The following is a 10,855-nucleotide window of genomic DNA, read 5'->3' on the forward strand; positions in this document are numbered from 1 at the left end:
CTCTCCCACTCTCCCACTCTCCCACTCTCCCACTCTCCCACTCTCCCACTCTCCCACTCCCCCCCTCCCCACTCCCCCCTCCCCACGAGCATCATGAAACAAATCCTCGCCTTCACGCTCTTCCTGCTCCTTCCCACCCCGCTGATCTCCGCAGCGGAACTAAAGCTCGCATCGGTGTTCTCGGACCACATGGTCCTGCAACGCGAACAGAGCGTTCCGGTATGGGGCGTTGCAAACGCTGGTGAATCGATCACGGTCAAGTTCGCCAACCAAACCAAGACCACCACGGCCGACGAAAGCGGTAAGTGGAAGGTTGAACTGGATTCGATGAAGGCCAATGCTGAACCTCAATCGTTGATCGTCGAATCCAGCAAAGAACCAAGCCGCCTCGAGCTAACCGATGTGTTGGTGGGCGAAGTTTGGTTGGCGTCGGGGCAATCGAACATGGAATGGGAAATGCAAATGAAGGCAGATTCCAAAGCCGACATTCCCAACTCGACTCATTCGAACCTTCGGTTGTTCGCGGTCCCGCTGACCACCGCACTGACGCCGCAAGACGATGTCGACGCAAATTGGACGCGGAGTTCGCCGGAGACCTCAGCTAGTTTTTCGGCGATCGGCTACTACTTTGGTTTGCGATTACACGAGGAACTTGGTGTTCCGGTAGGGATGATCCAAAGTGCCTGGGGCGGAACACGGATCGAGCCATGGACCAGCGTCGATGGGTTCGAAGCCGTCCCCGCGCTGTCAAGTGAAGCCGATCGCATTCGCTCGCAAACCCCTGGAACAACGGAGTACCGCAAATCGCAGGAAACGCATTTACAACAAGTCCAGAAGTGGACCGAATCGTTAAAGGCATCGCTCGCACAAAACCAAGCGGCACCTCCGCTGCCAACCCAACCCGCAACGCTGGCCAAGAACCAGGGCACCCCGACTGCGCTTTATAACGCGATGATCCATCCGCTTGTTCCGATGGCGATTCGCGGGGCGATTTGGTACCAGGGTGAATCGAATCATGGTGAGGGGCTAGGCTATGTCGACAAGAAAAAGGCCTTGCTCGCATCTTGGCGAAATGCATTTAAGCAGCCTGAATTGCCCTTCTATTTCGTGCAAATCGTACCCTATCAATATGGCGAAGAGGATCCCGAAATCCTGGCACGTTTCTGGGTCGCTCAGCGTGAATGCATAAAAATCCCCAATACGGGCATGGCGGTGATCACGGACATTGCCGAGCTCAAAGACATTCATCCGCAACACAAAAAAGAAGTCGCACGGCGGTTATCGCTGTGGGCATTGGCGGACACCTATGGTCAAGCCGACATCGACCCCAGCGGTCCCCTTTACGCGAACCACAAAGTCGATGGCGCAGCGATCCGTGTGATGTTCAGCAACGCCGATTCGGGACTCGCGTCTCGTGACGGCAAACCTCTGACCGATTTCGAAATCGCCGGAATCGATGGTAATTTCCATCCTGCGACCGCGACGATCGATGGCAACCAGGTCGTCGTCCAATCGGCGAATGTACCTAAACCGAAACAGGTGCGATTTGGTTGGAACAAATTGGCGATGCCGAACTTGATGGACAATGACGGACTGCCCGCGTGCTCGTTCCACACCCATTGGCCTATCGATCCATCTCTCGGCTACAACCTTTCACTGGGATGCACTTGGGAATCGAGCGACCCGAACGCGTGGGGATGGAACAGCGGATTGACCGATGGCGTCTGGGGCAATCGCAACCCGCAATGTTTTGCCACCGGTGTCAGCGACGAGTTTCCCAAATCGGTCACCATCGACTTAAAAAAGACTCAACCGATCAACCTGGTCCGCTTTGGTGTTCCCGATGTGGGATCGACCAAAACCGTGGCAATCTCACTTAGCGAGGATGGAAAAACGTTTCAGGAAGTCGGAACGCATTCGTTTGGGCAAGGCAAAGCCGAGCGTGCAGTGGTTGCGTTTGCCGACACCACGGCAAGATTTGTCCGGCTCACCTACCTCGACCATCATTCCGGCTTGGCTGGCGGCTACAACAACACGTTCGCCTTCACCAGCGAAGTGGAAGTCTATCGAGCGAAATAGAGCAATCTGACAGATGGCGTGGGATTCAAACCGTAGCCGCGTTCGCCAGAACGTGGCTACGGCTACATCAAAATCAAAAATGCTCTAGTGGATCTGTGACAGCTAAAAATCAGGGTTGGCTGTAGTGGACGAGAGGCAGCGAGTCCTTCGCAATATGCAGCATGAAGAGGACTCGTCGCCTCGTCGACTACCCTAAAAGTAAGCTGCGACGCAGCACTAGTCCGAGTTTTTTCATCGCAAGCTTCTCAGAATGGAAAGGACTGAAGTCAATGGCATCCTCGTTTCGTGTCCTCGTGTTGATCTGCGGTGCGATTGCCATTGTGATCGCGACGAATTCGATCGCGATGGCGCAGCCCAAGCCCCCGTCAACCGACGATCAGGTGAACCTGTTTCACTTGCCCGACGGCTTTGAAATTCAACTCGTTGTAAGTGATCCCGACATCGGGCAGCCGATGAACTTGAATTTCGATGCGCGAGGGCGGTTGTGGTTGACGCATTCCGTCGAATATCCCTATCCCGCACAAAGCGAAGGAGTCGAGCCAGACCGCGGGAATTTCGCTGGCGGCGGTAAAAACCCGCCACGTGATCGCTTGACGGTCGTTGAGATTGGACCTCGAGGATCCGCCAAGCAGATCACTCACTTTGCCAGTGGGCTAAACATTCCGATCGGAAATGTCCCGCTCGGCGATGGCAGCGAAGCACTGGTCTATGCCATCCCTTCGATCTTTCACGTCATCGATCATGATCACGACGGACAATCCGATGCGATCACGACTCGGTACACGCGATTTGGAAACATCGATGTCCATGGCAATGCAAGTTCCTTCACCCGAGGCGTTGACGGTTGGATTTATGGTTGCCACGGATTTTCAAACCACAGTGAAATCAGCGACACCAGCGGAAATGTGGTGAAACTGCATTCAGGAAACACGTATCGGTTTCGCGAGGATGGATCGCGTTTTGAACGATGGACCCAAGGCCAAGTCAATCCGTTTGGAATGACGTTTGATCCACTGGGCAACCTGTTCAATTCGGACTGCCATTCCAAGCCGGTCTATCAACTGCTGCGTGGCGCCACGTACCCGCAATTTGGTGGCAATCCGCCGCCGATCGGATATGGCCCCACGATGATCGATCACCAACATGGGTCCACAGGAATTTGCGGCCCCGCATATTACGCTGCCGAGCATTTCCCCGAGGAATATCGCGACAATCTGTTTATCTGTAACCCCGTCACCGGACGAGTTCATCGCGATCAATTAACGCAGGTAGGATCGACACTGCTGTGTCAAACGCAGCCTGATTTCATTACCAGTGACGATCCCTGGTTTCGTCCCGTCGATGCGATTGTGGGCCCCGACGGAGCGCTGTACATCGCCGACTTTTGCAACTTGGTGATTGGACATTACGAAGCCCCGCTGGATCATCCCGATCGTGACCGGACGCACGGACGCGTTTGGCGAGTCGTTTATCAAGGGGACGCGAAGTCGCCGGTCCAACTGAGCCCGACGGATCTGACGCAACTGCCTGCAAAAGAACTTGTCGATCGATTGTCCGACCCGAACTTGCAAGTACGAACGCTGGCGACGAATTATTTGGTCGATCGTGCCGACGAAGAATCGCTCTGCTTAATCCGCGACGCGGTCGAGTCGAGCAACACGGCCACCGCTCGTGCGCATGGTTTGTGGGTACTCGAGCGGACCAAAACCCTTGACGACGAAACGCTAAAACGACTTGCCAACGATCCCGCTGCGATCGTACGAACCCACTTGATGAAAATGCTGGCCGAGCGAATGGACTGGACCGCCACCGAGTCGTCACTGGCACGGAATGCTTTGCAGGATAGCGACGCGTTTGTGCAACGTGCGGCGGCCGATGCATTGGGGCGACATCCCGCTAGCGACAGTGTCAAAGCGATGCTGCAGACGTGGGCAACCACAGCGGTCGACGACACCCACTTGATCCACACGCTTCGGTTGTCGCTTCGTGACCATCTTCTCAGCGAACAGGTCATCACAGGGTTACCGCTGGAATCGATCGAGGCTGATCTTCGCGAGCGATTGATCGAGGTGTCCGCGGTTACCGACGGGGATCATGCTGCGGGGCTGAGTCTAATGTTGCTGGAAACTACGACGAATCCGGAAGCGTGGGCCGATCGTATCGCCACCCAAATCGGCAACCATGGAACCGACAACCAAGTTGCAAAACTGATCTCGATCGCAAAGCAGCGAATCGCCAGCGATCCACGCTCTCAATTTCAGATCCTGGGGGCCGTGGCAAGTGGAATGCAGCATCGCGGCAAGTCACTCGATCACTCCGAACCGCTCCGCGTTTGGTGGTCCGAGATCGCCGCGGAATTGCTTGATCAAATCGCATCGAATTCCTCGCACTGGGCCAACCATCAAGTTCCCGGGATCGCAGCGTCTGAATCGCCGTGGGGAATTCGCCAGCGAAATTCGGCCGACGGAAATTCGCAAGCGGTGTTTTGGGACAGCATCGCTGCCGGCGAAAGCTTGACCGGCATCTTGCGAAGTCCACCGTTCACTGTTCCCAGGCAAATGCAATTTTGGATGTGTGGGCACAACGGGTTCCCTGGTTCTCCCGACACCCAAAAGAACTTGGTTCGGTTGGTCGATCTCGAATCGGGCCAGACGATTGCGAAACAATCGCCACCGCGAAGCGATGTTGCGATGCAGTACACCTGGGACTTGGCGGAACACGCCGGCCGCACCGCCGTCATTGAAATTGTCGACGCAGACCAGGCCGATGCTTACGCGTGGGTCGCCTTCGGACGAATCGAACCTGCGATCGTGACCATCAGCGAAGACAGATTCAGTGACCGGATCGTCGAACTGGCGGGTCAGTTTGGATCGACCGAACATGCCGTCGCGGTCGCGTCGCTGGTGTACGACGCAAATCAATCGCCTCAAATTCGCAAACAAGCCATGGCAAGTTCGCTGCGTTTGAGCGACGAAGCCTCGATCGTCCCGATCTTGGATCGCGTTTTTTCCGACAGCGACGAAGCGAACGAACTTCGCGTCGCTGCAGCCGTTGCTCTCGCGAATCTCGGTAGCGAAACGTCACACCGCGCACTTGCTGGTCGTCTGGAAACGTCTCCGTATGAACTTCAGCGAGCGATCACCGCAGGACTCGCTCGAAAATCGTTGGGCATTGAGTTGCTACTCTCTCACATTTCACTCGGCCAAGCGTCGCCTCGATTACTAAAGGACGATCGCATATCCGAATTGATTCAGCGGAATGCAACTTCCGAGCAAAAAACGCGAATCGCCGAGCTCACTCGCGAGCTGCCGCCTGAAAATGAAAAAACGACACAGCTGCTGGTTCAGTTGCGTGAAAACATGCGACATGATTTTTCGACCGACCGTGCCGCCGAAGGCGAAGTCCTCTTCAAACAGCATTGTGCCACGTGTCACCAAATCGCAGGGCAGGGGGGTGTCGTCGGGCCTCAACTCGATGGCGTCGGCAACCGAGGTGTCGAGCGATTGCTCGAAGACGTCGTCGATCCGAATCGAAATGTCGATGTGGCGTTCCGGATGACGCAAATCCTGACGCTTGACGGCAACATCGTGAGCGGATTATTGCGGCGAGAAGAGGGTAATCGGGTGGTGTTGGCGGACCAAACCGGCAAGGAATTCTCGCTGGCGACCGACGATATCGAACAGCGCAAAGACTCAACCGAGTCGCTGATGCCTACCAATTTTTCCGAAACGTTGACCGTTCGGCAGATCCAGGATGTCGTGGCCTTCTTGCTGACTCAACAATCCGCGATCGCGGCAGCAGGCGAATGAGTAAAACGAGCGAATGAGTAAAACGGGCGAATCAGCCGATATTTAAGGCAAATCGAGGCCTGCGTTAGCGTCGTGCGGTTGCCAATTGGTGCCGGGACAATAGGCTAGGCCTTAGTTTCGTCGGTCCGCTCGATTGACCGAAAGTCTTGGCGACTTTTGCTACGAAATCGGCCCATGTCGCTCCGTTACCAAACCGCATTTGATCCCCATGTCTGATTCGCTTGATCCGCTCGTCCGTTTGATGCAAACGCTGCAAGAACGTGCCAAAAATCGGCCCACAGGCTCGTACACCACGAAACTGCTCGATGGGGGGCCGGAGAAGATTGGCAAAAAAATTCGCGAAGAAGCAGAGGAAATGATCGAGGCGGCCAGCGAAGAGGGGGACGCCGGACGCGAGCATTTTGTCTATGAAGCGGGCGATTTGATCTACCACGCGATGGTCTTATTGGCGTGGAAAGGGGTCGATCTGAGCGAAGTGGCCGATGAATTGGGCCGTCGCGAAGGCACATCGGGGCTTGTCGAAAAAGCAAGCCGCGGCAAAAACAGTGGCTCAAACGCCGAGTAATTAGTAACAAGATCGCACAAGAAAGCAGAATCTTTTGGACACCGAAAACAATCTTCGAATCGGATTGCCTAGCAAGGGACGGCTTAGCGAAATTGCAGGCGATCTACTCAATCAAGCCGGGCTGCGGTTTCGTCGTCAATCCCGCGGACTGTTTGCTCGCGTCGGCGGTTTGCCGATCGATTTGATTTTCCTGCGAACCGATGATATCCCGACGCTGTGCGCCGAAGGTGCGATCGATATGGGAATCACCGGCAGCGACCTGGTCGAAGAAGCCGGCGCGGATGTCCAATTAAGAATGCGTTTGGGCGTCGGCCGCTGTCGACTGGCCGTCTGTGTCCCCGAAGACGCACCGATCACTTCGGCCGCCGAACTTGACGGCAAGCGGATTGCCACCAGCTTCCCTGCGATCACCGAGCGTTACCTGGCTGGTTTTGACGCCAAGGCACACTTGGTCTCGCTGACCGGCAGCGTCGAAGTGATGATCCAGCTTGGGGTCGCCGACGCCATCGTTGATCTGGTCGAAACCGGCAGCACGCTGGCGGCAAACCGGCTTCGCATCCTCGATGAAATCGATTCGTACGAGACCGTTCTGATCCAAAACGATCAGTGCCGCGACAAAGCGACCGCCGACCGCGTCGTCCGACGACTCGAAGGGGTCGTGATCGCGCGAGACTACTCGCTGCTGGAATACAACATTCCACGCGTCAAACTGGCCGACGCGGAAACGATCACTCCTGGATTCAACTCGCCCACCGTCAACGCTCTCGAAGACAAAGATTGGTGCAGCGTCCGCGTGATGGTTCAGCGAAAGCAGGTGATCGACGCGATGGAGCAGCTCGAAAAGCTCGGAGCGTCGGCCATCTTTGAAACCACGCTGTCGAATTGCCGGCTGTAGCGGCCAATCGTCACCGCCACCTTGCAAACTCCTCACTCCTCACTCTGCGGTCCCCACTTCTCATGTCCCAATCCAGCGAACTACCGATCCAAATTGACGTCCAAACCGTTTCCGAAATGTTGAAACAAGGCGACGACTTTTTGTTGCTGGATGTCCGTGAACCCAACGAGTACGCGGTTGCCAAGATCACCGGAAGCACGCTACTGCCGCTCAGCGAGATCGGAGCCCGCGTGCATGAACTCGAAGAACACAAAGATCGCCGGATTGTCGTTCATTGCCATCATGGCGGACGCAGTCTGCAAGTGACCGAAGCGCTGCGTAGTCGCGGCTTCAACCAAGTGCAAAACATGGACGGCGGCATCGACGTGTGGAGCCAACAAATCGACCCCTCGGTCAATCGCTACTAAACGGTTGTCGGCGCAATAGCGATTCTCACAAAACTCGCATGTCAGTTTCGAATTGCAATTGCTATCAATTCGAAACGACGCAGCCAGCACTCTACCCAAGCCGCCCTGTTTGCCAGGCCCGCCAAATACTGCGTGAATTGCCCACTAAATGTCTCTTTACCGACAAGGGCTCAGGGGGTTATCATCGCCAGCATTAGTCGCGCAAAAGTGGTCTTGCCCAAGATGATTTGAATCCTTTTTGAATCGTTGATGGTGCAAACGCAAGGCCCTTGGCGGTCGTTTTTTTGCACTTGTTCAAGGATTGAAGCAATGGGCGGAGTCCCCGTGCTACTGCTATTCGCCGCGATCGGAGTCACCTATGGCTGGCAACCCGACGGCGGTGGAGGTGTCGAGTACATCATCCAAGTCCCGGCGGATCAGCTTGATCGGCTGCAGGAATCGGGTGAAGTGACCAGCGTCATCGACCCTCAGGTTCAAGGGCATGTCAGCCGAGTGGTGATCCGTGTGGGCAACCAACGCTTGCCGCGTGAGACACCTTCGGCGATCTCACAACTCCGTCACGAAGTCCCAGTGCCCAAAGTCCCAGTGCCCAGCGGTGGGACCAATTCTGCGATTGTGGAAACCCAGACGCGGCGTGATCGCAACGCAAACGCCTTTGACGCCAACGACGAACAACCGATTCCGATTCCGCAAATGACGGCGGGTTCACCGGTACAACCGATTCCTGGTTTACAGGGTGGGCAAAACAAATTGGCCGGAATTCCTGCGGGGGGCGCACTCCAAGCGGAAGCGATGATGAAGCCCGACGCCAGCTCGCCCGGCGCCGGTTCTGAATTCCTTTTCCCCTCCTCGGCGATCCCCCAATCGCTGCAAGAAGCAGCAGGAAATACCGCTGCCAATGTCCGTGACGGGTTGAACGACGCCGCCCAAGATCTTAGTAATCGCACCCGCGGGGAACTTGACGCCGCGATGAATCGCGCCGCCCAAAAGGCCGAGGAAACCGCAGCGGGGATGGCAGACCGCGCCAGCAACGCGCTTCGCAATGGCTTCGATTTCACCGCCGCCACTGGATCGAACAACAACACAGCGAACGCGCCGGGAACGCCCGCCGCCAATCGATCGGAGATTCCCTCGTTCACCGGGGCCGATCCAGCGACCGCTAACAATCGTTCGTTGGCGTCAGGCCCTTCGACCGATCCGACCAACACACGCGAAATGGTGCGTGGCCGTGACAAAGATTGGCAAGACTTGAACCAGATGAACCTGCGTTCCCAAACGAACATGGCAGGTGGTCCGTCGACAGACCCAATCGGCAGTCCATCAAGCGACAACCGAACGGGTAACTCGCCACCGAACCAGTTGCCGACGACCAACACATCTACCTCGGGGCTAGGCACGACGGCGACGTTTGGGCGAGTCCCCGACGCGCTGAACACCACACGACGTACCGCCGACGACCCGGCCGCTCAGCAGCGGGCCGCCCAAGAAAGGGCCGCCCAAGAACGGGCCGCCCAGGAAAGGGCCGCTCAGGAAAAACTGGCTCAAGAGCGAGCAGCACAAGAGCAGCAAGCTGCCTATCAACGGCAACTCTACGATCGTGAGCAGTACGAACGAGCACAGGCGGCACGAGCACAATCCAATCCGCCTCCGTCCACCACCACGCAAACACCCCCCGCCTATCCCTACGGTCAATCGACTCCATTGTCGGCGCCGGGGCAAAGCAGCAATTTTGCCAATACTGGTGCCAGTGACCCGAGCAGCCGCACGTATGGACAATCGTTTTCAAATGATGGCACCGCCGCTTCGGCGATCGGCAATAGCTATGCCGACCCTCGACTATCGAGCAGCGACGCAGCCAAGCTGCCACCGAATGGATGGAGCTTTGACGCGTATGGACGCCCCATCGACCGCGACGGCAATTTGCTGGACAGCTACGGTCACATCATTCCCAATCCGTACAACAACACGACTCGCCTAGCCGACCAATCCGCTGGCAACACAGCGCCGCCTCCGCGCGGGCCCGCTGGTTACGATACGAATGCAAATACTGCGGGTGGAAACGCTCCACCGCGAAATTCGGGTGCCCCTGGTGGATCCGCAGCGGGTCAAACGTACACGTCACAAGATCGCAATAACGCCGAAAACGTCCGTTCGCCATCGGACCTCGAGCGCCGCTACAGCGATGCGGATGCTCGTGAAGCCGCGTTGGCATCCGAGCGAGACGCGTACTCACGCGGCGCGGCGCCCACTAAAACGGTTGCGGCTCAGCCTCTGTTTAACGGATTGCTACTGATTTCGATTGTTGGCAACGTGTACCTTGCTTTCTGGTTAAAAAACCTGCGTCACCAGTTTCACGACTTGGTGGCGGCGAAGCGAATGAGTCAAAACTCGGGCGCTCCGGTGGCCTAGTCCGTCGTTTTTTTTCGGTTTTGCTCTTTCGCTAGCCTTCCGAAATTTGCTAACGATAGGTTAGAAGCCAAAAGATTTGGCTAGTTTTCTCGCGAAGGATTGCGACCCATGAAACCGTTTGGCGTACGACTTGCCGCTGGTGCGATTACGATTTTGCTCGGAGCTCTAGCAGCAGCGCAAGCCCAAAAAGACCGTGGTGATCGCCACGAATCCGACTGGAATCTGGCGGCTGCAGCAGCTCCCGGCCAATTACCAGCTCCCATCGTCGGTATCGAAGCGGATGCAACCGCAGCAAGCGACGCGAGTGATCCCGCCGCAGGCCCCAACAACCTACTGGCGCGCATGCCCGCTGGCCCGCTCGGCGACGTCGCCCCGATCAGTCAACCGGTCGCGTCCGACGCCGCTGCGAACTATGGCAGCGTGGCGCAAGTCCAGTACACCGAACCCGCCAATGGTCCAGCCAACTCGATGCCGCTGCCCGACTCGCTAGGTGCCAGTCCTGCCGAAGCCCCGTCGTTCGGTGCCCCGTCGTTTGATGCCCCTTCGTTTGAAGGTGCGGCGTTGCAAACACCTCAACCCTCTGCTGCAACCAACGCTCCGAATTTCGATGTCCCTAGCTTTGATCCCCCTGCTGCAGATTCGGCTGCCGCCGAGCCGATGCCGACTGCGGAAAGTTCCGGTTGGGGATTGC

6 protein-coding genes and 1 pseudogene are annotated in these 10,855 nt (G+C 56.8%); all 7 read left to right on the forward strand.

Going from position 1 to position 10,855, the window contains the following annotated elements:
• The first annotated feature begins 93 nt into the window (after positions 1 to 93).
• On the forward strand, positions 94 to 2,079 hold the full coding sequence (locus tag ABX962_RS19030; RefSeq protein ID WP_372721613.1) for a sialate O-acetylesterase: 1,986 nt from the start codon (positions 94 to 96) through the stop codon (positions 2,077 to 2,079).
• 269 nt (positions 2,080 to 2,348) lie between these two features.
• On the forward strand, positions 2,349 to 5,888 hold the full coding sequence (locus ABX962_RS19035; RefSeq protein ID WP_372721614.1) for a c-type cytochrome: 3,540 nt from the start codon (positions 2,349 to 2,351) through the stop codon (positions 5,886 to 5,888).
• A 208-nt stretch (positions 5,889 to 6,096) separates the two neighbouring features.
• On the forward strand, positions 6,097 to 6,453 hold the full coding sequence (locus ABX962_RS19040; RefSeq protein WP_372721615.1) for a phosphoribosyl-ATP diphosphatase: 357 nt from the start codon (positions 6,097 to 6,099) through the stop codon (positions 6,451 to 6,453).
• A gap of 34 nt (positions 6,454 to 6,487) precedes the next feature.
• Positions 6,488 to 7,348 (forward strand): ATP phosphoribosyltransferase, encoded by an 861-nt coding sequence (hisG, locus tag ABX962_RS19045; RefSeq protein ID WP_372721616.1) that lies wholly within the window; start codon positions 6,488 to 6,490, stop codon positions 7,346 to 7,348.
• Positions 7,349 to 7,410: 62 nt separating this feature from the next.
• Complete coding sequence (locus ABX962_RS19050; RefSeq protein WP_372721617.1) at positions 7,411 to 7,755, forward strand: rhodanese-like domain-containing protein; 345 nt, start codon at positions 7,411 to 7,413, stop codon at positions 7,753 to 7,755.
• Between the two features lie 309 nt (positions 7,756 to 8,064).
• Positions 8,065 to 10,164 carry a hypothetical protein gene (locus ABX962_RS19055; RefSeq protein ID WP_372721618.1) on the forward strand — a complete coding sequence of 700 codons (2,100 nt, stop codon included), beginning with the start codon at positions 8,065 to 8,067 and terminating at the stop codon, positions 10,162 to 10,164.
• 108 nt (positions 10,165 to 10,272) lie between these two features.
• Positions 10,273 to 10,855: pseudogene (locus ABX962_RS19060) on the forward strand (hypothetical protein); the annotation flags it as partial.

This window comes from Novipirellula sp., assembly GCF_041583735.1.
Taxonomy (GTDB): domain Bacteria; phylum Planctomycetota; class Planctomycetia; order Pirellulales; family Pirellulaceae; genus Novipirellula.

Bases quoted from the DNA above. Each gene is read 5' to 3' on its own strand.
- ABX962_RS19030 (WP_372721613.1), top strand. From the start codon at position 94: ATGAAACAAATCCTCGCCTTCACGCTCTTCCTGCTCCTTCCCACCCCG.
- ABX962_RS19055 (WP_372721618.1), top strand. From the start codon at position 8,065: ATGGGCGGAGTCCCCGTGCTACTGCTATTCGCCGCGATCGGAGTCACC.
- ABX962_RS19035 (WP_372721614.1), top strand. From the start codon at position 2,349: ATGGCATCCTCGTTTCGTGTCCTCGTGTTGATCTGCGGTGCGATTGCC.
- ABX962_RS19040 (WP_372721615.1), top strand. From the start codon at position 6,097: ATGTCTGATTCGCTTGATCCGCTCGTCCGTTTGATGCAAACGCTGCAA.
- ABX962_RS19050 (WP_372721617.1), top strand. From the start codon at position 7,411: ATGTCCCAATCCAGCGAACTACCGATCCAAATTGACGTCCAAACCGTT.